We start from the raw sequence: 22,999 nt of genomic DNA on the forward strand, positions 1-22,999 counted from the left end.
CGGCCATGATCCACCGGACACGGCCTAGGGGATCAGGACGACCTTGCCCACCGTGCCCCGGGTCTCCAGGGCGTGGTGGGCCGCCGCCGCCTCGCTGAGGGGGTAGGACTGGACCGCCGGGCGCAGGGTGCCGGTCGCGGCGGCCGACAGGGCGGCGAGTTCGAGGTTCCGGATGTCGCCGCCCGCCCGCTGGATCATCGCCGGGCCCAGGACGGACCGGGACGTGATGCCCCGGGCCGTCAGCTCCTCCTCGGTGAAGGTGAGCGGTCCCTCGTCCGGGCCTTCGCCCCGCCAGCCGAACACCAGGTGCGTGCCGCCCGGGCCGAGCAGGTCCACCGCCGCCCGGCCGGTCGGGCCGCCGACCGAGTCGAACACCACCGTCGCCGCCCGCCCGTCCAGCGCCTCGTCGAGGAACGCGCGGACCTCCGCGGGCCAGCCCTCGCGGGTGTAGTCGACCGCCAGGTCCGCGCCCTCCCCGCGGACCCGTTCCACCTTCTCCGGGCCGCCCGCCAGGCCGATCACCACCGCGCCCGCGTTCTTCGCGTACTGCACCAGCAGCGTGCCGATCCCGCCCGCCGCCGCCGGGACGATCGCCACCGACCCCGGCCCGAGCTCCGCGAACTGCAGGATGCCGAGCGTCGTACGGCCGGTGCCGATCATCGCGACCGCCTCCGGTTCGCCCAGGTGGTCCGGGAGTTCGTGCAGCCGGGCCGCGTCCGTGACGGCCAGCTCGGCGTACCCGCCCGGCACCATTCCCAGGTGCGCCACCACCCGCTTGCCCAGCCACGACGGGTCGGTGCCCGCGCCGAGCGCGTCCACCGTGCCCGCGACCTCGCGGCCCGGCACGGTCGGCAGCACGGCCGGTGCCGGGAACGGCCCCGACGCCCCCTCCCGCAGCGTCGTGTCGAGGACGTGCACCCCGGCCGCCGCGACCTTCACCCGGACCTGGCCGGGGGCCGGGACCGGGGCCTCGACCTTCTCGTACGTGAGGTTCTCGGCCGGGCCGAAGGCGTGCAGGCGGACGGCGTGCATGGTCGGAGTGGTCGTCGGCGTGGTCGTCGCGGTGTTCATGGTGGGGTCCCCCGGTCGGCTGGGTGGGCGTGCGGACAACGACCAGGGTGTGACCTCAAGCTCGGTTGAGGTCAAGGGATTCCGCCCGACCCGTTCGCGTCCGGCCCGTTCCCGCCCGGCCCGTTCGCGTCCGCAGCGCCAGCGACACCGCCTCCACCGCGCTCGTGAACGACACCTCCGCCAGCATCCCCGGCGCCGCCACCTGGTCGCCCACCAGATACACCCCGTCGCCCCGGTCGATCGCGGGCCGGTCGCGCCAGGTCGTGCCGGGACGGTCCACCGCACCCGTACGGCCCTGGGAGACCGACTCGCGCCGCCACACCGTCCGCTCGCGCCAGCCCGCGAACCCCAGGTCGAGCAGCCGCTCCGCGTGCGCCACCCCGTCCGCCTTCGACTCGCCGGGACCGATCGGCAACTGGGCCTGCAGCAGTTCCTCACCGGCCGGGGCGAGCCCCGGGTCCTGCGTGGTGAAGCGCTCCACCCAGCCCGGCGCGTCCAGGTCCGAGATCGCGAACGGGTCCCCCCGGCGCGACCGCAGCGCCAGATCGACCAGGACCGTGCGGCCCGACTCCCAGGTCAGACCCGGGTCGCCGAGCAGCCGCGCCGCCGAGGGCAGCGCCGTCGCCACGATCACCGGGCCGTCCGCGACCGGCAGCGTCTCGACGCGCGCCGAGGTCTCCAACCGGACGCCGAGCTCCCACGCCCGGGCCGCCATCCGCTCGATCAGCCGCCCCCAGCCGCCCTTGATGAAACGTGCCTCCGGCGGGACCGACGCGGCCCGGCGCAGCCGCTCCTGCACGAAGCGGGCCGACAGCGCGCCCGGGTCGTGGTGGTACAGCGCCACCCCGCTGTACGCGGCCGCCGCCTCCGCCGTCTCCCGGCCCGCGAGCTCCGTCGCCCACGTCCGGAAGTCGACGTCGACCGGCGCCTGCCGCCCGTCGCGCAGGGTCTGCCGCACCATCGCGAGCGGCGGTACGCGGCGCAGCGCGCCCTTGTGGTGGAAGCGGATCCTGGTCGGCGCGAGGGCGGGCAGCGGCGCGAGCTCGCCGAGCAGCCCGCGCTGCCGCAGCCAGGTCCAGTGCGGGCCGCCGTTGTAGAGGGCGTGCGGGCCCTCGTTCACGCGGTACGGGCCGTCGGCCGTACGGGCCCGGCCGCCGAGGGTGCCGTGCGCCTCGTACAGGGTGACCCGCGCGCCCGCCTCGGCGGCGGTGAGGGCCGCCGTGAGACCCGCGAAACCGCCGCCGACGATCGTGATGTTCCGTGTCATCTTCCGTATCCCTCTGCTCGCTCCGCTGCTTGCCCGAGTGGTCGGCGCCCGGGCGACACCCCTGCGACGGATCGGGGGGCCGCGTCCGTGACATCGCGGCGGGGCGACTGTCAGTGGCGTGCGTCACGATGGGCGGTGTGAGTACGAAGAGGACGAAGCAGGTGGCGAAGGCGCGCAGGCCCGAGGTGCGGCTGCCCGAGCTGACGGTGTACGAGGGCGGGCTCGACCCGGACGGGGACTACGACGGGCTGCGGTTCGCCGGGCTCGACCTGACCGGGCAGGACGGCGGCGGCGCGCGGTTCCTGGACTGCGCGCTGCGCGACTGCGGGCTTGACGAGGCGCGGCTGACCTCGGCGCGGTTCCTGGATTCGGTCCTCGAAGGGATACGGGGTGTGGGCACCGACCTCGGCGGGGCGACGCTGCGGGACGTGGAGCTGGTGGACGCCCGGCTCGGCGGCACCCAGTTGCACGGGGCGGTGTTCGAGCGGGTGTGGATGCGCGGCGGCAAGGCCGACTATCTGAACCTGCGGGCGGCCAAGTTGAAGGACGTCGTCTTCGAGGGGTGCGTGCTGAAGGAGCCGGACTTCGCGGGCGCGGCCCTGGAGCGGGTCGAGTTCGTCGACTGTGTGCTGGTCGGCGCCGACTTCAGCGGGGCGAGGCTGAAGGACGTGGACCTGCGCGGGGCGCAGCGCCTGGAGATCGCGCGCGGGGTCGACGCGATGGCCGGGGCGGTCATCTCCACCGGGCAGCTGCTCGACCTGGCGCCGGTGTTCGCGGCGCAGTTGGGGGTGCGGGTGGAGGACTGAGCCCCGGCGGTACGGACCTGAGGGCCCCTCGTACGGGCCCGCCCGGGCGCAGGGAAGGCGCGGGCTCAGGGAATACGGGCTCAGGGCAGGCGCGGGAAGCGGGCCTGGAGGTCCCAGATCACCGGGTTGTCGGCCAGGCCCTCGTGCATGTCGGTGAGGTCGGCGACCAGGTCGTGCAGGAAGTCGCGGGCCTCGCGGCGCAGCGAGCGGTGGCTGAAGGTGAGCGGTGGCTCCTCGCCCGGCATCCAGTCGGCCTCGACGTCCACCCAGCCGAAGCGGCGCTCGAACAGCATCCGGTCCGAGGACTCGGTGAAGTCCAGCTCCGCGTACTGCGGCTGGGCGGCGCGGCTGCCGCGCGGGTCGCGGTCGAGCTGCTCGACGATGTCGCACAGCGCCCACGCGAAGTCGAGCACCGGCACCCATCCCCAGGCTGTGGACACTTCCTGGTCCTTGACCGTGTCCGCGAGGTACACGTCACCGCAGAACAGGTCGTGCCGCAGGGCGTGCGTCTCCGCCCGCCGGTAGTCGGTCTGCGGCGGGTCGGGGAAACGGCGGGAGAGGGAGTAGCCGATGTCGAGCACGCCCCGATGGTGTCACGCCTTGTGGACGGCCCGCGCCACCCGGGGCCCCAGCCAGCGCTTGAGGCGGCGCAGCGGTTCCAGGCCCTCGGCGGCCCGGTCCAGGCGGTAGTACAACTGCGGCGGGATGTGCGGCAGGAGCGGCGAGTGGCGCTGGCCGAGCAGCGCGAACATCTGGGCCGGGGCGAGCCGCATGTAGCGGGGCAGGTTCTCGTACCACTGGGCGCTGTAGCGGGCCGCGCTCTGCGCCGAGACCAGTTCGGCGCGGCGGCGCCGGCCGTACGCGGTGAGCGCCGCGTCCAGGTCCACGGCGGCCGAGGCAGGGGCTGAGGCAGGGGCCGGAGCGGCGGGCGCCCGGAGGGCCGCCGCCAGGGCGAGTGCGTCCTCCAGGGCGAGGGTCGTGCCCGCGCCGATCGAGTAGTGCGTGGTGTGCGCCGCGTCGCCGAGCAGCGCCACCTTGCCGTGGTGCCAGTTCCGGCAGCTCAGGGTGCGGAAGGTGAGCCACTGCGCCGGGGACGTGGTGTCGGCGTGCGCGCGGCCGATCAGCGGCTCGCCGTCGAGGAGGTCCGCGAACAGCTTCTCCAGGAGCCGCAGGCTGTCCGCCTCGCTGCTCCGGTCGAGCCCGAGGCCCGTCCACGTCTCCGGGCCGCACTCCACCACGCACGTCGACCGCTCGCCGCTGAACCCGTACGCGTAACACCAGATCCAGCCGTGCTCGGTCTCCTTGAACGCGAAGCTGAAGGAGTCGAAGACCTTCGTCGTGCCCAGCCACACATAGTGGTTGCGGCCGCTGGTGAACTCAGCGCCGAAGTGCTCCGGCGTCGCCTCGCGCAGCTGGCTGTGCACCCCGTCCGCGGCCACCACCAGATCCGCGTCGGCCAGCTCGGCGGCGTCCGGGCCGTCGACCGGATGCTCGTGCTCGACCCGTACGCCCAGCTCACGGGCCCGGTCGGCGAGCAGGTTCAGCATCCGGCGGCGGCCGATGCCGAAGCCCGCGTCGCCCCGGTGCACGGTCCGCTGGTCCCGCACGATCGCCACCCCGTCGGTCCACGTCACCGACGCCGCCGCGATCGCGTCCGCCGACTCCGGGTCGCCCGCCCGCAGCTTGTCGAGCAGCCCGGCCCAGTAGGTGACGCCCCAGCCGTACGTCGAACCCGCCTGGTTCCGCTCGTACACGGTGATCTCGTGGGCGGGGTCCTGGCGCTTCATCAGGATCGAGAAGTAGAGGCCGCCGGGCCCGCCGCCGACGATGGTGATCTTCACACGCGCTCCCAGGAGGACACGAAGCCGGAGTCCCATGACGCTGAGCGCCCGGACGGCAACGCACGGTAGCAGTGGGGAGGGTGGTGGGGGCGGGAACGCGAGGAGGGTCCGCCCGGGCGGGTGACGGCCGCTCGGGGGTGGAGGGGGGAGGGGCAGGGGGCCGGTGCGCGGCGCGGGCCGGTTCGGGCCGGTGCGGGCCGCGCACCGGCCCCCTCGCCGCTACGGCAGCAGGCGCTGCTCCTTTGCCACCGCCACCGCGCCCGCGCGCGTGTCCACGCCGAGCTTCGCGTAGATCCGGCCCAGATGCGTCTTCACCGTCGCCTCGCTGATGAACAGCGCCCTGGCGATCTCCCGGTTGCCCAGGCCGTGCGCCAGCTGCCCCAGGATGTCCCGCTCCCGGTCCGTCAGGGACGGGCCCGCCGCGCCCCGCATCCGGTCCATCACCCGGCTGGCGACCGGCGGCGACAGCGTCGTACGGCCCTGCGCCGCCGAGTGGATCGCCGCGAACAGCTCCTCCGGGCGCTCCGCCTTCAGCAGATAGCCCGTCGCACCCGCCTCGATCGCCCGCGTGATGTCCGCGTCCGTGTCGTACGTGGTGAGCACCAGGACGTGCACCCCGGTCGGCGCGATCCGGCGGGTCGCCTCCACGCCGTCGATGCCCGCGCCGAGCTGGAGGTCCATCAGGACCACGTCGGGCCGCAGATGCGCGGCCATCGCCACGGCCTCCTCGCCGCTGCCCGCCTCCCCGACCACCTCGATGTCCGGGGTGCTGCCGAGCAGCGCGAGCAGCCCGGCCCGGACCACGGCGTGGTCGTCGCAGAGCAGGATGCGCACCGGCGGCCGCCGGCCGCCCGGCGTCGACGGCATCTCGGCCGACATCACGGCTGTACCTCCAAGGGGATCGCGGCCGAGAGCACCGTGCCCTCGCCCGGAACGGACTCGATCGTCAGCGTGCCGCCCAGCTGCTCGGCGCGCACCCGCATCGCGGGCAGCCCGTGGCCCCGCACGCCCGTGTCGCCCCGGCCCGCCGCCGGGTCGAAGCCGCTGCCGTCGTCGGCGACGTCCAGGACCACCTGGTCGTCCAGATAGGTCAGGGTGAGGGCGGCCGAGGTGGCGCCCGCGTGCTCCCGGATGTTCGCGAGGGCGCCCTGCGCGATCCGCAGCAGCGCCGACTGCACCCGGTCCGGCAGCGGCACCGGCGCGCCGTCGACCAGGAACGCCGCCGACTCGCGGGCCGCGAGCCCGCGCAGCGCCTGTTCCAGGCCGCCGCCCTCGGCGAGGTCGGCGGGTGCCAGGTCGTGCACGAAGCGGCGGGCCTCCGCCAGGTTGCGTTCGGCGATCGACTCGGCCGTACGGACGTGCCTGCGGGCGGTCTCCGGGTCGCCGTCCCAGGTGCGGTCGGCGGCCTGGAGCAGCATCTGCTGGCTCGACAGGCCCTGCGCCAGGGTGTCGTGGATCTCCATCGAGAGCCGCTGCCGCTCGGCGAGCGTGCCCTCGCGGCGCTCGGTCGCGGCCAGCTCCCTGCGGGTCCTGATCAGGTCCTCGATGAGCGCCCGCTGCCGCTCCGCCTGCCGCTCGGAGTGCACGAACACGGCGGTCGCGATCGCCGCGACGGCGGGCGGCGCGATCACCAGATTCGGGTCGAAGCCGCCGTGCGACAGCTGCACCTGCGCCGTCACCACGAACACCGTGAGCAGCCCCACCAGGCCGATCGCCGCCCGCGGCGGCAGGGTGCGCAGCCCGGTGTAGAAGAGCGGCACCGCGCACCACGCGAAGCTCGGCGCCAGCACCACCAGGACCATCCAGACCGCCACCACCGTGCCGAGCCAGGCGATCCGGCGGGGCGTGGCGCGGGTGCCGAGCACCGGGCCGAGGAGGTAGAGCGCGGCGAGGGCGCCGGACAGGGCCACGATCCAGGGGCTGCGGGCCTCCCAGGGGTGGCGCAGCAGGAAACGGGCGAGGGACGCGCCGAGGAGGAGGAAGAAGGCGACGTGCATGACGGGGGCGAGCCAGCGGGTGTCGGGATCGCGGTCGCGGTCCGTGGGCCTGGGCCTGGGCCGGTCCATCGTCCGTGTCCACCTCTTCGTCGTACTCGCCCTGCCCCCACGGTCCGCTTCTGACCTGGGGATACGTATCCATCCTGACCCGAGGGGACCAGGCCGGCGTCAACCGATCGGCTGACCCCTCCGTCACCCATCATGCGCGCCGAGGACAGCCGGAACGCGGACCGAAAGACCCCGATTCCCGGCGGAGGATCGATACCAGAGCAAGAGAGCGAACGAGACCTCCTCCCTCCTTCCTCCTCGGTAAGCCCTCGGCATTCCCTTCTCGATCCTTTGGAGCCCGTCATGAAGAAGAAGTTCCTCCTCGGCACCACCGCCGCCGTCGTCCTCGCCGCCGGTACCTTCGGCGCCGTCTCCGCCAACGCCGACACCGCCCCGCAGGCCGCCCCGGCCGCCGCCGTCGCCAAGGCCGACGCGAAGAACAAGAACACCATGACCTCCACCCACCTCACGATCGCCGCCGCGACCAAGGCCGCCGAGGCGACCCTGAAGGCCGCCGAGCAGGAGAACCAGCGGGTCTCCGTCGCGGTCGTCGACCGCAACGGCAACACCATCGTGACCCTGCGCGGCGACGGCGCCGGCCCGCAGTCCTACGAGTCCGCCGTGAAGAAGGCGTTCACCTCCGTCTCCTGGAACGCCCCGACCTCGGAGCTCGCCAAGCGCCTCGCCACCGCCCCGAACCTGAAGGACATCCCCGGCACCCTCTTCCTCGCCGGTGGCGCCCCCGTCACCGCCAAGGGCGCCCCCATCGCGGGCATCGGTGTCGCCGGTGCGCCGTCCGGCGACCTCGACGAGAAGTTCGCCCAGGCGGGCGTCGCCGCCCTCAACAACTGACGCTCCGCGGCCGACACCGCCTGCGCGACGCCGATGGCGCCCGGACCCCCGCCGGGCGCCATCGGCGTACCCGTACGACCACGGGTACCGAACCCGCGTACCGAACCCGCGTACGGAACCCGCGTACCGAACGTCTGTTTAGGATCGGTTCGTGAACACTCGCAGCCGGGTCAGGACCGGTGCCCTGGCCGTCGCCCTCGCCCTGCTCGCCGCCGCCTGCACCAGCGGCGGCGTCGCCGGTGGCGTACGGGGCAAGCCCGGCGCGGCCGGGCTGCGCGACCCGTACTTCCCCAAGCTCGGCAACGGCGGCTACGACGTCACCCACTACGCGCTCACCCTGTCGTACGACCCCGCCGACGGCCGTCTCGACGGCCGTGCCGAGATCACCGCCAAGGCCACCCAGGACCTCAGCGCCTTCAACCTCGACCTCGCCGGGCTCACCGTGCGCCGCGCCACCGTCGACGGCGACACCGCCGCCGTCAACCGGGCCGGGAACGAGCTGACCCTGCGCCCGCGCGCGGAGATCGCCGACGGCCACGAGTTCCGTGCCGTCATCACGTACGACGGCGAACCGCAGACCATCACCGACGCCGACGGCTCCGAGGAGGGCTGGCTCAAGACCGCCGACGGCGCGCTCGCGCTCGGCGAGCCCACCGGCTCCATGGCCTGGTTCCCCGGCAACCACCACCCCTCCGACAAAGCCTCCTACGACATCACCGTCACCGTCCCCGCCGGACTCAAGGCGCTCTCCAACGGCGTGCTCACCGCCGAGAAGAAGGAGAAGGACGGCCGGGTCACCGCCACCTGGCACACCCCCGAACCCATGGCCAGCTACCTCGCCATGCTCGCCATCGGGAAGTACGACACCAGCACCGCCACCGTCTTCGGCAAGGTGCCCGTGCTCACCGCCGCCGACCCGAGGATCGCCACCGAGACCGCCGCGCTGCGCGCCAGGATCCCGGAGATCCTCGACTGGGAGAAGGAGAACTTCGGGCCCTACCCGTTCTCCGCCGCGGGCGCGATCGTCGAACCCGACGACGACGTCGGCTACGCCCTGGAGACCCAGACCCGGCCGGTCTTCCCGCTCGGCTCGTTCGACACCGGCACCGTCGTCCACGAACTCGCCCACCAGTGGTACGGCGACTCCGTCTCGCCCGCGTCCTGGAAGGACATGTGGCTCAACGAGAGCTTCGCGACGTACGCGGAATGGCTGTACGAAGAGGACTTCGAGCACACCCCCGCGCAGCGCAGCTTCGAGAAGGCGTTCGCCAACCAGGGCGCCTGGGCCTTCCCGCCCGCCGAACCGCCCACCCCGCAGGACCTCTTCGGCACGCCCGTCTACCAGCGCGGCGCGATGGTCCTGCACCGGATCCGGCAGACCGTCGGCGACGAAAAGTTCTTCGAGATCCTGGCCGGCTGGCCGGAGAAGTACCGTCACTCCACCGCCGACACCGAGGACTTCACCCGGTACGTGGAATCCGTCGCCGGGCGGGATCTGAGCGGGTTGTGGGACGTGTGGCTGTACGGGGACGGGAAGCCGGAGAAGATCACCGACTAGTACGGGTCGGTGGTGGGCGCCGGTGGGTGGGGCGTGGCCCCGGGGGCCCCGAGGGCCTTGCGGAGGACCACGCACGGGCGGCCCCGCGCCAGGTCCGGGCGGCGGTCCAGCTCCTCGTAGCCGAGGGACGTCCAGAAGGCCAGCGCCCTCGGGTTGTTCTCCAGGACCGCCAGTCGCAGTCCGGTACGGCCCCGGGCGCGGAAGCCCTCCGCCACGTACTCGGCGAGACGGCGGCCGTGGCCCGCGCGGTGCGCGTCGGCGTGCACCATCAGCAGGCCCAGCCACGGATCCGGGTCCGCCGGGTCCGGGTGCTGTCCGAGCGTGACCGCCACCGCCACCAGACGGCCCTCCGAACGGGCGAGCAGCACCTCCGCCGACGGCTCCGCCAGATCGTCGGCCAGCGCCGCCGCCACCTGCTCGGGCAGGACCCGGTCCGGGTCCGGGAAGTCACCGCTGAGCTGATGGAACGCGCGGTTCGACGCGTACAGCTCGGTGAGTTCGGTGAGCAGCGGGCCGGGCAGGTCCCGCGGGCCCGCCGGGTCCCGCGCGGGCAGGGATTCGACGATCACCCGGCCAGGGTAGAGCGGTGGGGGCGTGGTGCCGCACCCACCGCTCCGGTGCCTGTCCGGACCTTGTCGGGCCTTGCGGGCCTTGTCGGACCTAGAGGTTGACGCCGAAGTCGCGGGCGATGCCCTCAAGGCCCGACGCGTAACCCTGGCCCACCGCGCGGAACTTCCACTCCGCGCCGTTGCGGTACAGCTCGCCGAAGACCATCGCCGTCTCCACGGCCGCGTCCTCCGACAGGTCGTAACGCGCGATCTCGGCGCCGCCCGCCTGGTTCACGATCCGGATGTACGCGTTGCGGACCTGGCCGAAGTTCTGCGAGCGGTTCACCGCGTCGTAGATGGAGACCGGGAAGACGATCTTGTCGACCGTCGGGGCGAGGCCCGCCAGGTTGACGTTGATCTGCTCGTCGTCGCCGCCGCCCTCACCGGTGCGGTTGTCACCCGTGTGGACGATGGTCTGGTCCGGCGTCGCCTTGTTGTTGAAGAACACGAAGTACGTGTCGCCGACGACCCGGCCGCTCACGTCCACGCCGATCGCCGACGCGTCGAGGTCGAAGTCGGTGCCCGTCGTCGTACGGACGTCCCAGCCGAGGCCCACGGTGACGGCGGTGAGGCCGGGGGCCTCCTTGGTCAGGGAGACGTTGCCGCCCTTGGAGAGGCTTACAGCCATGGGAAGTCCCTTTCTGCACGGATGTAGTCGCTTCCTGTAACGCGTAGCGAACCGTGCTGGTTCCAAAAGCGGATGACGAGTGGGTGGCCGTGCGGGGACCATGGGAGACATGTCCGGTCCCTATGTCATCCGCGGCTCCGTCTCCCTGCCCGAGGCCGAGCTCGTCTGGCGTTTCTCCCGGTCCTCGGGACCGGGCGGCCAGCACGTCAACACCAGCGACTCCCAGGTCGAACTGCGCTTCGACCTCGCCGCGACCGAGGCCCTGCCCGAGGTCTGGAAGACCCGCGCCCTCGAACGGCTCGCGGAGCGCGGCCGGCTCGTCGGCGGCGTCGTGTCCGTACGCGCCTCCGAGCACCGCTCGCAGTGGCGCAACCGGGAGACGGCGGCGGTGCGGCTGGCGGCGCTGCTCGCGGAGGCGACGGCGCCGCCGCCGAAGCCGCGGCGGGCGACGAGGATTCCGCGCGGGATCAATGAGAGGCGGCTGCGGGTGAAGAAGCAGCGGTCGGAGACGAAGAAGGGGCGGCAGGGGCGCGACTGGGGGTAGGCGCGGGGCGCTGCGCGGGCGGTGCGGGTCAGGACAGGGCGCGGTATTTGCCGCGGAAGTAGGTCAGGGGGCCCGGGTCCGTCGTCGGGGGCAGGGTGGTGGCCAGGACCCGGGCGATGACCAGGGTGTGGTCGCCCGCGACGACACGGCTCTCCGTACGGCATTCGAGGGTCGCGAGCGCGCCGCCGATCAGCGGGGCGTCGCTGTGCTCGCCCCGTGTGTACGGCAGGTCCGCGAACAGCAGACGGTCGCTCACCCGGCCCTTCATCGCGAAGCGGCCCGCGATGTGCCGCTGGTTCTCCGCGAGCAGCGAGACCGCCCAGACCGGGACCTCGTCCAGGAGGTCGTCCATCCGGGAGCCGTTGCGCAGGCTGACCATCACCAGGGGCGGGTCGAGCGAGACCGACAGGAAGGCCGTGGCGGTCATGCCGACGTCCTCGCCGTGCGGGCCGTCGTCCGGGTCGTGGGCCGTCACCAGCACCACACCCGCCGCCAGGCGGGACATGGCGGCCTTGAACTCGTCGTCGCTCACCCCCTCAGCATGAGGGATGGCCAGGTCGACGGTGGTGGATCCCGTGGCGGGCGTCTTCTGCAGCACCCTCGCACGCTAGTCCGGGCCCGGCCCCCGCCACATCGGGCCCCGGGACCAGGCGGCCTTCCCCCGCCGGTCCTAGGACCCGGTCGGCCCGTACCCCGTGGCTGGTATACCGACGCACCCGAAATCGCCCTGAACGTCTGTGACTTGAGTCACAGAGAGCGGTATTTGTTGACCCTGTGTACCGGGTGCACAGCTCGCTGTGATTCAGTGGCAGGGACAGTGCAACACGAAGCCGATGAGAATCCTGGAGTCAGCTGTCGAGGTCTCGGGGAGAGCGAGCGATGGAGACCGAGTCGGAGCCGTACGTCCGTCTTGCGACCCTGCGGCAGCTGCATACGGTCGTGGCGGACCTCAACACCGCCCGTAGCCTTGCGGACACCCTGCAGGCAGTCGCCGACGGCATCGTCGCGGGGCTCAACTACGAGCTGGCCTGCGTCAATCTCGTGCGCCCCGACGGAGACCTGGTCGTCGCCGCCTTCGCCGGCAGCCCCGCCGCCGAGGCCCTGATCACCGGCCGGGTCGGCTCCCGCGCCTCCTGGGACCGGCGCCTCTCCATGGGCCAGACCTGGGGCGACGACCTGCGGTTCATCCCGCACACCGAGGGCTGGGTGCTGATCGAGGACGACGTCCCGCAGTGGCACACCGAGGGCCCCGCGCCGCGCTTCGAGGACGAGTGGCACCCGCACGACCGGCTCTACGCCCCCATGTACTCCCCGAGCGCCCGCGCCGCCCACCCCGGTGCCCCGCCGAACCCCGGCCGTGAGCTGCTCGGGGTCATCTCCGTCGACCGGCCGCGCAACGGCCGCCACCCCGGGCCCTGGGGCCGCGAGGCGCTCCAGATGTACGCCTCCCAGTCCGCGATCGCGATCAGCAACGCCCGGCTGCGCTCCAACATGCAGCGCGCCCTGGTGCGTCTTGAGCGGGAGCAGCAGGCGCTGCGGGCCAGCGAGGAGTCGTTCCGGCAGGCGTTCGAGTACGCGCCGTCCGGCATGGCCATCGCCGAGATGGGCGGTGACCAGCACGGCAGGCTGCTGCGCACGAACGACGCGCTGTGCCGGCTGCTCGGCCGTCCCGCGTCGGTGATGCGCCGCTACTCCTTCGCGGACCTGGTGCACCCGGAGGACATAGGCACCCTGTTGCGCACCTCGGCCGAGGGCGGCCGGGCCGAGCTGCGGCTCGGGCGCCGGGACGGCACGTACGTCTGGGTGTCGCTGCGCAACTCCGTCGTCGCGGACACCGCCGACGGGCCTCGGTTCCTGCTCACCCACGTCGAGGACATAGAGGAGCGGAAGCGGCACGAGCTGCAGCTCGCCCACCGCGCCTCGCACGACGCCCTCACCGGCCTCCCGAACAGCGCGGAGCTGCGGTCGAGGCTCTCCGCCCGGCTCTGCGAGCGCCCGTTCGCCGCGACGGCGGCGCCCGGTGCCGAGACCTACGAGCCGCCGTACGAGTACGACTACGAGCACGAGCACGGTTTCGGTTTCTCCCCGGCGGCCGGGGCGGCGGGCCCGTTCGACCACCATGTGCACACCGTCGCGCCGCGCACCGACGTCGACGACGGCGCCAAGGGGCTCGCGGTGCTCTTCTGCGACCTGGACGGCTTCAAGTCGATCAACGACCGGTTCGGGCACCACACGGGTGACGCGGTGCTGATCGAGGTGGCCCGGCGGCTGACGACGGGCGTGCGGGACGGGGACACGGTCGCGCGGCTCGGCGGTGACGAGTTCGTCGTCCTCGCCGACGGCCTGGGCGCGGCCGACGCCGCCGACCTCGCGGTGCGGCTGCGGAACGCGATCATCCCGCCCATCCGGGTGGACGGGCGGGCGGTCCGGGTCGGGGCGAGTTTCGGCATCGGCTGGGCCGAGTGCGGGATGACCGTGGAAGAGGTGCTGAACAGCGCCGACCAGCGGATGTACATCGAGAAGCGGTCCCGGTCGAAGGTGCATCGCCGGGCGGGCTAGGCCGTGCCAGGACCGCAGGTGGGGGCGGGGATCGTGGGCGCGTTCACCGGACGTACACGAAGCGCCGGATCGGTGGCAGGGCCGTTCGAGGTAGGCTCGCCCGGTCGGCGACGGCTGGCGCGCAGTGGATAGGAGTGACCCGGATGGCTGCCGGTAACGACGGCACGAACAAGCCCGAGGACGACGATCCGTTCGGCTATCTGTACGCCGACGGGCAGGCGGCGGGCGCCCAGCCACCGCAGGGCGGCGGCTACGGCTACCCGGGTCCGGCGGCCCAGCCGGGCGTGCCCCGTACCTCGTACAACCAGGTCCGCACGGTCGGTGAGCGTCAGTACGGCGGTCCGGGACCCGGCCACGGGCAGGTTCCGCAGCAGCAGCCGTACGGGCAGCAGCAGGGTTACGGGCACGGCCCGGGGCCCGGGCAGCCGAGCCCGCAGTACGCGGCGCCGGAGACCTACCCCGGCGGTGCCCAGCACCGGCCGGGCCCGCCGCAGCCCGCGCCGCGCGGCGGCGGTGGCCGTGGGCCGAACACGCGGGGTCTGCTGATCGGTGCCGTGGCGGTCGTCGTGGTGGTCGTGGCGGGCATCACGGCCGCGGTGATCAGCAACAGCGGTGACAAGAAGGACAAGGCGGGCACGAACGGCGGGACCACGTCGGGCCCGGCGGGCGAGGTGTCGCAGACGCCGTCGACGGCCCCGAGCCAGTCGTCGCAGCCGCCGGCGGCGCTGCCGCAGCAGGACGCGGCGACGCTGAAGCTGGGCGGGGCGGCGGCGCTCGCCACCGACGTCAAGGGCGCCAAGGGCGCCGACGGCGCCTATGTGAACTTCAACGGGGTCGGCGGCTCGGCGAGCTGGAGCGTGAACGTCCCCGAGAGCGGCGAGTACACGCTGTACATCACGTACAGCGTGCCGGGCAAGGACGCGAAGACGTCCCTGACGGTGAACTCGGACAAGGCCCGGTCGCTGAACATGTCCAACTTCGCCAAGGCGGCGGAGGGGGACTGGGCGAAGGGGTGGACCAACACCTACGCCTATGTGCAGCTCAACAAGGGCGACAACGACCTCAAGATCTCCTGCGAGCAGGGCGATCAGTGCGAGGCGATACTCGACCAGGTGTCGTTGAAGGCGGGCCACGCGCGCTGAGCGTGCTGAGCGACAGCGTGCTGAGCGACGGCGCGTTGAGCGACGGCGCGTTGAGAGGCCGTACCTGCGGACCGCCGCGATGCTCGCGGCGGTCCGCAGGTTCCGGAATCGGTCAGACCCACCGCGTGCAGAAGTTCCGAATGCTGCCGTCCTTGTTGGCGCGGGCCACTTCGATGCCGATGTCGAAGAGACCTCCCCGGTTCGAGGCGGTGGTCTGCCATTCGCTGGTGGAGAGGTAACCGCCGGAGTTGACGCGCCACGGGTAGGAGGTGACCGCTCCGTGGGTGTCCATCGAGATCATGCGGACGCGCACGCTGTTTCCGTCCGCTGCCGTGTCGGTCAGGGTGAAGTTGATGGTGACCGTGGCGTCAGGGCCGTGGTAGTTCGAGTACCGGTATTCGCCGTGCGCCCCCGACGTGTTGCAGCCCACGGTGCCGCTGGTCGTTTCTGCGTTGGCGGGTGTCGCCGTGGTGAGCGCGAGAGAGACGGCTCCCAGTGCGGCTGCGGTCGTGAGGGTGAGTTTTGTGCGCATGTCGCTTCCTTGTGCCGGCTGCCTGGACCCTGCTGATCGTTTCTCTCTCCAGAATCCGGAACCAGTAGACTTTCGGTCTACTGTTCGAATAGTCTGCCCAGGTTTATCCGCTACAGCAGGTTCAGGAACTCCGTCACCGTGGTCGTCATCGCCTCGCGCGCCCGCGTCAGGTACTTCCGCGGGTCGACCGTGTGCGGGTCGGTCGTGAGGAAGTCGCGGACGGCGCCGGTGAAGGCGGTGTTCAGGGCCGTGCCGACGTTGATCTTGGTCATGCCCGCGGTGACGGCCGCGCGTATCTCGGTGTCCGGGACGCCGGAGGAGCCGTGCAGGACCAGGGGGACCGGGACGGCGTCGCGGAGGGCGGCGATCAGGGTGTGGTCGAGGCTCGCGGTGCGTTCGGTCATCGCGTGCGAGGAGCCGACGGCGACCGCGAGGGCGTCGACAGACGTGTCGGCGACGTAGGCGGCGGCCTCGGCCGGGTCGGTGCGGACGCCCGGCGCGTGGGCGTCGAGCGGGGGTTCGCCGTCCTTGCCGCCGACCTTGCCCAGTTCCGCCTCGATCCAGATGCCGCGCTGCCGTCCCCAGCGGACCGCCTCGGCCGTGGCCTTCACGTTCTCGCCGTACTCCAGCTTGCTGGCGTCGAACATGACGCTGCCGAAGCCCTCGGTGTGCGCCAGGCGCAGCAGTTCGGCCGATTCGACGTGGTCGAGATGGAGGGCGAGCGGGGCTCGGGAGGCGCGGGCGACGGCGGCGGTGGCGGCGGCGATGGCGGTGAGGCCGCCGTGGAACTTCACCGCGTTCTCGGAGATCTGGAGCACCGCGGGACGGCCGGCGCGTTCGGCGCCCGCCGCGATGGCCTCGGCGTGTTCGAGGGTGATGACGTTGAAGGCGGCGAGTCCGGTGCCCTGGGCGCGGGCTTCGGTGACGAGGTCGCCGGTGCGGACGAGTGGCATGTGCGTTCCCCAATTCCCTGGCCCTAAGGGCCCGTTCGTACTGCGGTACGCGCCGGGCCCGGGGGCCCGGCAGGTCTGGGGCGGCGCCGGGGGGCCGTCGGCTAGGCCGCGGCGGCGTGCTCGCGCACGGTGACCCGGGGCAGCAGCGACGCGTAGGCGGCGGCGTCGAACTCGCCCGCCACCGGGGAGAGCACGGTCGCGGCCGAGAGGGCGACGGCGTGCGCGAGCCGGGTGGGCCAGTCGGTGCCGTCGACGAGGCCCGCGAGGAGGGCGGCGACGACGGAGTCGCCCGCGCCGGTGGGGTTGCCCTGGACGGGGGCGGGCGGGGTGGCCTGCCAGGCGCCGTCCGGGGTGGTGGCGAGCAGGCCGTCCCGGCCGAGCGAGGCGACGACGGCGTGCGCGCCGCGGCGGCGGGCGTCGCGGGTGGCGTCGTGCGGTTCGCGGGAGCCGGTGAGCTGGGCGAGTTCGGCGGCGTTGGGCTTGATCAGGTCGGGGCGGGCGGCGATGCCGCGGCGCAGGGGTTCACCGCTGGTGTCGAGCAGCACCGGGACGGCGGCGGCGCGGGCGAGCCGGACGAGTTCGGCGTACGCGCCGACGTGGATGCCCGGCGGCAGGCTGCCGCACAGCGCCACCGCCCGGGCCTCGCCGAGGAGTTCGGTGAAGCGGCGGGTGAACGCGGCCCATTCGCCGGGGCTGATGACCGGGCCCGGTTCGTTGAGCTGGGTGGTGTCGCCGGTGGCGGCGTCGACGACGGCGACGGTGCGGCGGGTGGCGCCGGAGACCGGGACCAGGGCGTCGGACACCGGGTGGCCGGCGGTGCTGCGGGCGAGCAGGTCGCGCACGGTGGCGCCGGTCGGGCCGCCCGCGAAGCCGGTGACGACGGTCCGGTGGCCGAGGGCGCCGAGCACCCGGGCGACGTTCAGGCCCTTGCCGCCGGGGCGTTCGATGACCTGGGTGACGCGGTGACTGGCGTGCGGGTGGAGGGCGGGGACGCGGTAGGTGAGGTCCAGGGCGGTGTTCAGGGTGACTGTGAGGATCATCAGGTCCCGCCCCCTTGCCCGTCCGTTCGCGTCGTGTCCCTGTTCGGCGCCCTGATCATGCCAAACGGAAGGCGGTTGGCCCAGACCCTGGGACCGACCGCCTTCCGTTCGTGCGGGGATTCGCGCCGGATTCGGCCGAGTTCGGGATCGGCCGAGTTCGGGATCAGCCGAGTTCGGGCTCCACGATCCAGGCGCCCTTGCGCATGACGCCCTTGAGCTCGAAGTCCGCGTCGAGGACGACGAGGTCGGCGTCCTTGCCCGGCTCCAGGGAGCCGACCTTGTCGTACACGCCGAGCAGCTTCGCCGGGTTGGCGGAGATGGCCTGGACGACGGATTCGACGGGCAGCTTGTCGATGGTCGCGGCGCGCTTGAAGGCGCGGTCGAGGGTGAGGGTGGAGCCGGCGATGGAGCCGCCCTCGACGAGCCGGGCCACGCTGTCCTTCACCTCGACGGCGAGCGGGCCGAGCATGTAGTTGCCGTCGCCGAAGCCGGCGGCGTCCATGGCGTCGGTGATGAAGGCGACGCGGTGCGGGCCCGCGTGGTGGAAGGCGAGTTCCAGGGCGGCCGGGTGGAGGTGGGTGCCGTCGTTGATGAGCTCGACGGTGATCCGCTCGTCCTCCAGGAGCGCGGCGATGGGTCCTGGCGCGCGGTGTCCGAGTGCGGGCATCGCGTTGTAGAGGTGGGTGGCGACGGTGGCGCCCGCGTCGATGGCGGCCTGGGTCTGCTCGTAGCTGGCGTCGGTGTGGCCGATGGCGGCGATCACGCCGTGCTCGGCGAGCAGCCGTACGGAGTCGATGCCGCCGGGCAGCTCGGTGGCGAGGGTGACCATCCGGGCGTGGCCGCGGCCCGCGTCGATGAGCTTGCGGACCTCGGCGGGGTCGGGGTCGCGCAGCAGGGTCTCGTCGTGGGCGCCCTTGCGGCAGGGGGAGATGAACGGGCCCTCGAAGTGGAGGCCCGCGAGGTCGCCCTGTTCGGCGAGCTCGGAGAGGAGCCCGGCGCGCTGGACGAGGAAGTCCATCTCGCCGGTCACGAAGGACGCGACGACGGTGGTGGTGCCGTGCAGCCGGTGGGTGTGGATGCCGGTGAGGACGTCGTCGACGGTGCCGGAGGTGAAGGACGCGCCGCCGCCGCCGTGGTTGTGCATGTCGACGAAGCCGGGCACCAGCCAGTGGCCGGAGAGGTCGAGGGCGGGGGTGTCGGCGGGTGCGCTGCCGGCGATCTTCCCGTTCTCGACGATCACCCGTCCGTTCTCGACGATCCCGGTCGGCAGCACCACACGGGCCCCGGCGAGAACTGTGGAAACGGCCATCAGGCGGATACCTCCGAGTCGGTGGGGCGGTCGGTGGGGGCGGTGGGGTGGTCGGTGTCGCTGTGGGTTTCGCTCTGGGTGTCGCTGGGGGTGCTGCTGTCGGTGCCGCCGTCGGTGGTCCGGGCCGTGGGGGGCTCGGGGGTGCCGGTGGCGAGCAGGTCCCAGGCGAGCAGGCCCGCGCCCAGGCACCCGGCGGTGTCCCCGAGGGCCGCCGGGACGATGGCGGGCAGTTTCTGGAACGTGACGCGCTCCTCCACCGCGGCCCGCAGGGGTGTGAACAAGGTTTCCCCGGCCTCGGCCAGTCCGCCACCGATGATGAGGGTGCGGGGGTCCAGCAGGGTGAGCGCGGTGACCAGGCCGTCGGCGAGGGCGTCGACGGCGGTCTGCCAGACGGCGACGGCGGCCGGGTCGCCGGATTCGACGGCCTTGGCGCAGTCGGCGGCGTCGGCCTCGGGGTCGCCGGAGGCGTCGGCCCATGCCTGGGAGACGGCGGAGGCGGAGGCGTAGCGCTCCAGGCAGCCGCGCTGGCCGCAGGCGCAGTCGACGCCGCCGGGGCGGACCACGATGTGGCCGATCTCGCCCGCGTAGCCGTGGGCGCCGGGTTCGATCGTGGAGCCGATGCCGATGGCTCCGGCGATGCCGGTGCCGAGCGGGACGAAGAGGAAGCGGTCGGCGCCGTGGCCCGCGCCGATCCGGCCTTCGGCGAGGCCGCCGGTGCGGACGTCGTGGCCGAGGGCGACGGGGAGGCCGCCGAGGCGTTCGCTGAGCAGGGCGCGCAGCGGGACGTCGCGCCAGCCGAGGTTGGCGGCGTAGACGGCGATGCCGTGTGCGGCGTCGATGATGCCGGGGACGGCGACTCCGGCGGCCGTGGCGGGCTCGCCGTACCGCTCCTGTCCGAGGGCGTGCAGCTCGGCGGCGAAGTCGAGGATGGTCCCGACGACCGCTTCGGCGCCGCGCTCGCGTCCGGTGGCCCGCCGCGCCTCGTGCAGCAGGGTGCCGTCCGCCCCGACGAGGGCGGCCTTCATGCCGGTGCCGCCCACATCGAGGGCGATGACGTGTCTCACGGGCACAGTCTCGCGCGAGATGACCCGAAAGGTCTAGTCCACTGCGGGGGATTGTTGCGCGCGGATACAAATTCGGGGAGGGGTGGGGCGGGGGAGAGGTGCGAGCGGTACGGCCGTACGGCGGACGCGCGGGGCCGGTACGGGGCCGGTACGGCGGCGGAATCCCGGTGCCGGGGCGGTCGTACGGGTTCTCGGGCGGTGGCGGTACGGGGCCGGGCCCGGGTGGGCCGGGCGCCGTGAGGGCGCCCGGCCGGGTGGCGAGGCTCACGCCCGCGGGCCCGCGCCCGAGGGCGTGGCCCGCGGGCTCAGGGCCTGCGGGAGCGTGCGGGACCCGCGCGGCACCCCGCCCCGCCCCCCTCGCTCACGCCTCCGGCGTCAGGATCACGCTCCGGTTCAGGTTGCGCGGGCGGTCCGGGTTCAGGCCGCGGGACTCGGCGACCGTGACCGCGAGGCGCTGGGCGCGGACCAGGGCGGCCAGCGGGTCGGAGTCCGGGTGGGTGACCAGGGCGCCGCCGACCCCGGCGACCTCGGCCGCCAGGCCCTCCGGCAGCTCGCCGAAGACCCAGGCGACCCGGCCGGGCGCGGTGATCGCGATCGGGCCGTGGCGGTACTCCATCACCGGGTACGCCTCGGTCCAGGCCCCGGCCGCCTCGCGCATCTTCAGGGCGGCCTCCTGGGCGAGCCCGTACGTCCAGCCGCGGCCGAGGAAGGTCCACTGCTCGGCGCCGAGCACGGCCTCCGGCAGCGGCTCGGTGAGCGCGAGCTCGGCGTCGTCGGCCGCCTCGGCGACCGGCTTCAGGCCGGGCAGCTCGCCGAGTCCGGCCCGCAGGAAGGCGAGCGCGGTGGTGGCGAAGCGGGTCTGGACGACCGACTCCTCGTCGGCCCAGTCGAGCACCGCGACGGTGTCGGCGAGCTCCATCACCGGCGTCTTCGGGTCGGCGGTGACCGCCACCGTCGGTATCCGGCCGCGCAGCGCGCGGAGCAGGTCGAGCACCTCGGTGGTGGTGCCGGAGCGGGTGATCGCGACGACCCGGTCGTACGGGCGGCCGACCGGGAACTCCGAGGAGGCGAAGGCGTCGGTCTCGCCGAGCCCGGCGGCCTCGCGCAGCGCCGCGTAGGCGATCGCCATGAACCAGGAGGTGCCGCAGCCGGTGACGGCGACGCGCTCACCGGGCCGGGGCAGCCCGTCGAAGTCGGCGGCGGCCTCGGCGGCGCGCCGCCAGAGGGCCGGCTGGGTGGCGATCTCGGCGGCGGTGAGGGATGCGGAAGCGAAGGGCTGCGCGGAGCTGGAGGTGCGGGACATGCTCGGCGACTCCTATGGGGTCGGATTGGTTCAGACCAACGGGGAATCCTGGCAGGGGTTTTCGGTCTCTCGCCAGGTGGCTGCCGGTCCCTGGCAGCTCGTGCATAGCAGGGCGGGGAGTCCCGGGTGCGAGGCGTTGCGGAAGCGATACGCAACTGGTGTAGACCTCCAGTGATCAACCGGGAGAAACTTACGGCCGAACGATGCCTCGACGACGAGCAAAGGGTGGGTTACGGCTGTGCAGCGGCGACGATTCATAGGACTGGCCGCGGCGGCCACCGCAGTCGGAATGACCGCCGGCCTCTCCGGCTGCGGCACCCTCGGCGGTGACAGCGGCGATGTCACCCTCAAGCTGGTGGCCGCCGACTACGACCTCACCGGCGGGGATTCGACCAAGAAGTACTGGGACGGCCTCGTCGCCGCCTTCACGGCGAAGAACCCCGGCATCAAGGTCCAGGTCCAGATCGAGTCCTGGAACGACGTCGACCGCAAGGTCGCCGAGCTGGTGAAGGCCGGTCAGGCCCCCGACATCGCCCAGATCGGCGCCTACGCCGACTACGCGGCGGCCGACCAGCTGTACTCCGCCGACGAACTGCTCTCCATCCCGGTGCAGGCCAACTTCCTGGCCCCGCTGGTCGACGCGGGCGAGTACAAGCGGACCCAGTACGGCCTGCCGTTCGTCGCCTCCACCCGGCTGCTCTTCTTCAACCAGGACCTGTTCGACAAGGCGGGCGTCGACGAAGCGCCCACCACCTGGGACGAACTGGCCGCCGCCGCCCAGAAGCTGGAGAAGAAGGGCGTCACCTACCCCTTCGCGCTGCCGCTCGGGCCCGAGGAGGCGCAGGCCGAGACGCTGATGTGGCTGCTCAGCGGTGGCGGCGGCTACCTCGACGGCACCGGCCACTACGACCTCGACTCCGAGGCCAACATCCGCACCTTCGACTGGCTGCGCAAGAACCTGGTCGCCAAGGGCCTCACCGGCCCGACCGCCCCCGGCAAGCTCAACCGCAAGGACGCGTTCGCCGCGTTCGCGCGCGGCGAGGTCGGCATGCTCAACGGCCACCCCTCGCTGATGCAGGAGGCCGCCAAGAAGGGCGTCAAGGTCGGCAAGATCGCGCTGCCCGGCACCGACGGCAAGGCGAAGGCCACCATGGGCGTCGCCGACTGGATCATGGGCTTCAAGCAGAACGGCCACCGCAAGGAGGTCGGCGCGTTCCTCGACTTCGTCTTCAGCGACGAGAACGTGCTCAAGTTCGCCGGCGACAACCAGCTGCTCCCCGCCACCATCTCGGCCTCCGCCACCATGCAGTCCGACCCCAAGTCGGCCGACCTGCGCGAGTTCCTGGAGGCGCTGCCGGACTCCCAGCTGCCGCCGGTCGGCAAGACCTCCTGGGCGCAGGTCAGCAGCAAGGTGAAGCAGGACATCGGCAAGGCGGTCGACCCGGCGGGCAAGCCGTCGGACGTGCTGACCAAGCTGGCCCGGCAGGCCGCGGCGGCCGAGAGCGCCGAGTAGCGCCGAGCAGCGCGGTACGGGCCCCGGGTGCGGGGCCGCGGCGGCCGGAGCGCCGACCGTCAGCGGCGCCGCATAAATTGGTCTGTATGACGACTGAACCCGGCGAGCCGGAGCCGCTCGGGGAACGGGAGCGGGCCGTTCTCGCCATGGAAGGGCGCTCCTGGCCCGGTCCCGGCGCCAAGGAGCGGGCCGTGCGCGAGCGCCTCGGCCTCTCCGCGACCCGCTACTACCAGCTGCTCAACGCGCTGCTCGACGATCCGCGGGCGCTGCGCCACGACCCGGTCACGGTGAACCGGCTGCGCCGGGTCCGCGCCGAGCGGCGTCGGCGCCGCTGACGCCGGGGGCGTACCTCGGTAGGGTCGTG

General features: G+C 73.1%; 23 protein-coding genes. 8 read left to right on the top strand and 15 right to left on the bottom strand.

Going from position 1 to position 22,999, the window contains the following annotated elements; all coding sequences use genetic code 11:
• Nucleotides 1-24: 24 nt before the first annotated feature.
• Nucleotides 25-1,032, bottom strand: coding sequence for a zinc-binding dehydrogenase (locus tag ACIPXM_RS00540; RefSeq protein WP_401652407.1), 1,008 nt, complete (start codon nucleotides 1,030-1,032; stop codon nucleotides 25-27).
• Nucleotides 1,033-1,126: 94 nt separating this feature from the next.
• Nucleotides 1,127-2,338, bottom strand: a complete 1,212-nt coding sequence (locus tag ACIPXM_RS00545; protein WP_401650084.1) for an NAD(P)-binding protein — start codon at nucleotides 2,336-2,338, stop codon at nucleotides 1,127-1,129.
• Between the two features lie 128 nt (nucleotides 2,339-2,466).
• Here ACIPXM_RS00545 and ACIPXM_RS00550 point away from each other — a divergent pair, with 128 nt between their 5' ends.
• Nucleotides 2,467-3,144: a pentapeptide repeat-containing protein gene (locus ACIPXM_RS00550; protein ID WP_401650087.1), complete on the top strand. Its 678-nt coding sequence runs from the start codon at nucleotides 2,467-2,469 to the stop codon at nucleotides 3,142-3,144.
• Between the two features lie 80 nt (nucleotides 3,145-3,224).
• On the opposite strand, the gene ACIPXM_RS00555 is transcribed toward ACIPXM_RS00550, so the two are convergent.
• From ACIPXM_RS00555 to ACIPXM_RS00570, 4 genes are all read right to left on the bottom strand, one after another.
• The gene (locus ACIPXM_RS00555; protein WP_401650090.1) at nucleotides 3,225-3,725 is read right to left on the bottom strand and encodes a hypothetical protein; all 501 of its coding nucleotides are present in this window, start codon (nucleotides 3,723-3,725) and stop codon (nucleotides 3,225-3,227) included.
• Nucleotides 3,726-3,737: 12 nt separating this feature from the next.
• The gene (locus tag ACIPXM_RS00560) at nucleotides 3,738-4,985 is read right to left on the bottom strand and encodes an FAD-dependent monooxygenase (RefSeq protein ID WP_401650093.1); all 1,248 of its coding nucleotides are present in this window, start codon (nucleotides 4,983-4,985) and stop codon (nucleotides 3,738-3,740) included.
• Between the two features lie 219 nt (nucleotides 4,986-5,204).
• Nucleotides 5,205-5,864, bottom strand: coding sequence for a response regulator (locus ACIPXM_RS00565; RefSeq protein ID WP_401650096.1), 660 nt, complete (start codon nucleotides 5,862-5,864; stop codon nucleotides 5,205-5,207).
• Nucleotides 5,864-7,051 (bottom strand): sensor histidine kinase, encoded by a 1,188-nt coding sequence (locus tag ACIPXM_RS00570; protein WP_401650099.1) that lies wholly within the window; start codon nucleotides 7,049-7,051, stop codon nucleotides 5,864-5,866. The genes ACIPXM_RS00565 and ACIPXM_RS00570 overlap by 1 nt, the downstream gene beginning before the upstream one ends.
• A 282-nt stretch (nucleotides 7,052-7,333) precedes the next feature.
• Between ACIPXM_RS00570 and ACIPXM_RS00575 the strand changes: the two genes are divergently transcribed.
• Together ACIPXM_RS00575 and ACIPXM_RS00580 are read left to right on the top strand one after the other, a co-directional pair.
• Nucleotides 7,334-7,882, top strand: coding sequence for a heme-binding protein (locus ACIPXM_RS00575; RefSeq protein WP_401650102.1), 549 nt, complete (start codon nucleotides 7,334-7,336; stop codon nucleotides 7,880-7,882).
• 151 nt (nucleotides 7,883-8,033) lie between these two features.
• On the top strand, nucleotides 8,034-9,440 hold the full coding sequence (locus tag ACIPXM_RS00580) for a M1 family metallopeptidase (RefSeq protein ID WP_401650105.1): 1,407 nt from the start codon (nucleotides 8,034-8,036) through the stop codon (nucleotides 9,438-9,440).
• Here ACIPXM_RS00580 and ACIPXM_RS00585 read toward each other — a convergent pair.
• Together ACIPXM_RS00585 and ACIPXM_RS00590 are read right to left on the bottom strand one after the other, a co-directional pair.
• On the bottom strand, nucleotides 9,437-10,009 hold the full coding sequence (locus tag ACIPXM_RS00585; RefSeq protein WP_401650108.1) for a GNAT family N-acetyltransferase: 573 nt from the start codon (nucleotides 10,007-10,009) through the stop codon (nucleotides 9,437-9,439). The genes ACIPXM_RS00580 and ACIPXM_RS00585 overlap by 4 nt on opposite strands.
• A gap of 91 nt (nucleotides 10,010-10,100) precedes the next feature.
• Entirely contained in the window at nucleotides 10,101-10,676 is a 576-nt protein-coding gene (locus ACIPXM_RS00590) for a TerD family protein (RefSeq protein ID WP_401650111.1), read from the bottom strand.
• Nucleotides 10,677-10,776: 100 nt separating this feature from the next.
• On the opposite strand from ACIPXM_RS00590, the gene arfB reads away from it, so the two are divergent.
• A complete protein-coding gene (gene arfB / locus ACIPXM_RS00595) occupies nucleotides 10,777-11,220 on the top strand; it encodes an alternative ribosome rescue aminoacyl-tRNA hydrolase ArfB (protein ID WP_401650114.1) in 444 nt (147 codons plus the stop codon).
• A gap of 28 nt (nucleotides 11,221-11,248) precedes the next feature.
• Here the strand turns inward: arfB and ACIPXM_RS00600 are convergent, their stop codons facing one another.
• Nucleotides 11,249-11,818, bottom strand: coding sequence for a flavin reductase family protein (locus ACIPXM_RS00600; RefSeq protein ID WP_401650117.1), 570 nt, complete (start codon nucleotides 11,816-11,818; stop codon nucleotides 11,249-11,251).
• A 281-nt stretch (nucleotides 11,819-12,099) separates the two neighbouring features.
• Here ACIPXM_RS00600 and cdgB point away from each other — a divergent pair, with 281 nt between their 5' ends.
• Entirely contained in the window at nucleotides 12,100-13,779 is a 1,680-nt protein-coding gene (cdgB, locus tag ACIPXM_RS00605) for a diguanylate cyclase CdgB (RefSeq protein WP_401650120.1), read from the top strand.
• Between the two features lie 143 nt (nucleotides 13,780-13,922).
• Nucleotides 13,923-14,921 carry a carbohydrate-binding protein gene (locus ACIPXM_RS00610; RefSeq protein ID WP_401650123.1) on the top strand — a complete coding sequence of 333 codons (999 nt, stop codon included), beginning with the start codon at nucleotides 13,923-13,925 and terminating at the stop codon, nucleotides 14,919-14,921.
• Between the two features lie 112 nt (nucleotides 14,922-15,033).
• Here the strand turns inward: ACIPXM_RS00610 and ACIPXM_RS00615 are convergent, their stop codons facing one another.
• The 6 genes from ACIPXM_RS00615 to ACIPXM_RS00640 all read right to left on the bottom strand — a co-directional run bounded on the left by ACIPXM_RS00615 (nucleotide 15,034) and on the right by ACIPXM_RS00640 (nucleotide 21,122).
• Nucleotides 15,034-15,453 carry a hypothetical protein gene (locus ACIPXM_RS00615; protein WP_401650125.1) on the bottom strand — a complete coding sequence of 140 codons (420 nt, stop codon included), beginning with the start codon at nucleotides 15,451-15,453 and terminating at the stop codon, nucleotides 15,034-15,036.
• Nucleotides 15,454-15,563: 110 nt separating this feature from the next.
• Entirely contained in the window at nucleotides 15,564-16,406 is an 843-nt protein-coding gene (locus ACIPXM_RS00620) for a ketose-bisphosphate aldolase (RefSeq protein ID WP_401650128.1), read from the bottom strand.
• Between the two features lie 101 nt (nucleotides 16,407-16,507).
• Nucleotides 16,508-17,446 (bottom strand): 1-phosphofructokinase family hexose kinase, encoded by a 939-nt coding sequence (locus ACIPXM_RS00625; RefSeq protein ID WP_401650131.1) that lies wholly within the window; start codon nucleotides 17,444-17,446, stop codon nucleotides 16,508-16,510.
• Nucleotides 17,447-17,609: 163 nt separating this feature from the next.
• Nucleotides 17,610-18,755: an N-acetylglucosamine-6-phosphate deacetylase gene (nagA, locus tag ACIPXM_RS00630; RefSeq protein WP_401650134.1), complete on the bottom strand. Its 1,146-nt coding sequence runs from the start codon at nucleotides 18,753-18,755 to the stop codon at nucleotides 17,610-17,612.
• The gene (locus ACIPXM_RS00635; protein ID WP_401650137.1) at nucleotides 18,755-19,819 is read right to left on the bottom strand and encodes an ROK family protein; all 1,065 of its coding nucleotides are present in this window, start codon (nucleotides 19,817-19,819) and stop codon (nucleotides 18,755-18,757) included. The genes nagA and ACIPXM_RS00635 overlap by 1 nt, the downstream gene beginning before the upstream one ends.
• A gap of 361 nt (nucleotides 19,820-20,180) precedes the next feature.
• Complete coding sequence (locus ACIPXM_RS00640; protein WP_401650140.1) at nucleotides 20,181-21,122, bottom strand: SIS domain-containing protein; 942 nt, start codon at nucleotides 21,120-21,122, stop codon at nucleotides 20,181-20,183.
• A 289-nt stretch (nucleotides 21,123-21,411) separates the two neighbouring features.
• On the opposite strand from ACIPXM_RS00640, the gene ACIPXM_RS00645 reads away from it, so the two are divergent.
• Together ACIPXM_RS00645 and ACIPXM_RS00650 are read left to right on the top strand one after the other, a co-directional pair.
• The gene (locus ACIPXM_RS00645) at nucleotides 21,412-22,635 is read left to right on the top strand and encodes an ABC transporter substrate-binding protein (protein WP_401650142.1); all 1,224 of its coding nucleotides are present in this window, start codon (nucleotides 21,412-21,414) and stop codon (nucleotides 22,633-22,635) included.
• Nucleotides 22,636-22,721: 86 nt separating this feature from the next.
• Nucleotides 22,722-22,970, top strand: coding sequence for a DUF3263 domain-containing protein (locus ACIPXM_RS00650; protein WP_401650145.1), 249 nt, complete (start codon nucleotides 22,722-22,724; stop codon nucleotides 22,968-22,970).
• Nucleotides 22,971-22,999 lie beyond the last annotated feature (29 nt).

It is taken from the genome of Streptomyces sp. NPDC090025 (genome assembly GCF_044748125.1).
Lineage (GTDB): Bacteria > Actinomycetota > Actinomycetes > Streptomycetales > Streptomycetaceae > Streptomyces.

Coding starts and splice junctions, on each gene's coding strand:
- ACIPXM_RS00540 (WP_401652407.1), bottom strand. CDS start 1,032: ATGCACGCCGTCCGCCTGCACGCCTTCGGCCCGGCCGAGAACCTCACG.
- ACIPXM_RS00545 (WP_401650084.1), bottom strand. CDS start 2,338: ATGACACGGAACATCACGATCGTCGGCGGCGGTTTCGCGGGTCTCACG.
- ACIPXM_RS00550 (WP_401650087.1), top strand. CDS start 2,467: ATGGGCGGTGTGAGTACGAAGAGGACGAAGCAGGTGGCGAAGGCGCGC.
- ACIPXM_RS00565 (WP_401650096.1), bottom strand. CDS start 5,864: ATGTCGGCCGAGATGCCGTCGACGCCGGGCGGCCGGCGGCCGCCGGTG.
- ACIPXM_RS00570 (WP_401650099.1), bottom strand. CDS start 7,051: ATGGACCGGCCCAGGCCCAGGCCCACGGACCGCGACCGCGATCCCGAC.
- ACIPXM_RS00575 (WP_401650102.1), top strand. CDS start 7,334: ATGAAGAAGAAGTTCCTCCTCGGCACCACCGCCGCCGTCGTCCTCGCC.
- ACIPXM_RS00590 (WP_401650111.1), bottom strand. CDS start 10,676: ATGGCTGTAAGCCTCTCCAAGGGCGGCAACGTCTCCCTGACCAAGGAG.
- arfB (WP_401650114.1), top strand. CDS start 10,777: ATGGGAGACATGTCCGGTCCCTATGTCATCCGCGGCTCCGTCTCCCTG.
- cdgB (WP_401650120.1), top strand. CDS start 12,100: ATGGAGACCGAGTCGGAGCCGTACGTCCGTCTTGCGACCCTGCGGCAG.
- ACIPXM_RS00610 (WP_401650123.1), top strand. CDS start 13,923: ATGGCTGCCGGTAACGACGGCACGAACAAGCCCGAGGACGACGATCCG.
- ACIPXM_RS00615 (WP_401650125.1), bottom strand. CDS start 15,453: ATGCGCACAAAACTCACCCTCACGACCGCAGCCGCACTGGGAGCCGTC.
- ACIPXM_RS00620 (WP_401650128.1), bottom strand. CDS start 16,406: ATGCCACTCGTCCGCACCGGCGACCTCGTCACCGAAGCCCGCGCCCAG.
- ACIPXM_RS00625 (WP_401650131.1), bottom strand. CDS start 17,446: ATGATCCTCACAGTCACCCTGAACACCGCCCTGGACCTCACCTACCGC.
- nagA (WP_401650134.1), bottom strand. CDS start 18,755: ATGGCCGTTTCCACAGTTCTCGCCGGGGCCCGTGTGGTGCTGCCGACC.
- ACIPXM_RS00640 (WP_401650140.1), bottom strand. CDS start 21,122: ATGTCCCGCACCTCCAGCTCCGCGCAGCCCTTCGCTTCCGCATCCCTC.
- ACIPXM_RS00645 (WP_401650142.1), top strand. CDS start 21,412: ATGACCGCCGGCCTCTCCGGCTGCGGCACCCTCGGCGGTGACAGCGGC.
- ACIPXM_RS00650 (WP_401650145.1), top strand. CDS start 22,722: ATGACGACTGAACCCGGCGAGCCGGAGCCGCTCGGGGAACGGGAGCGG.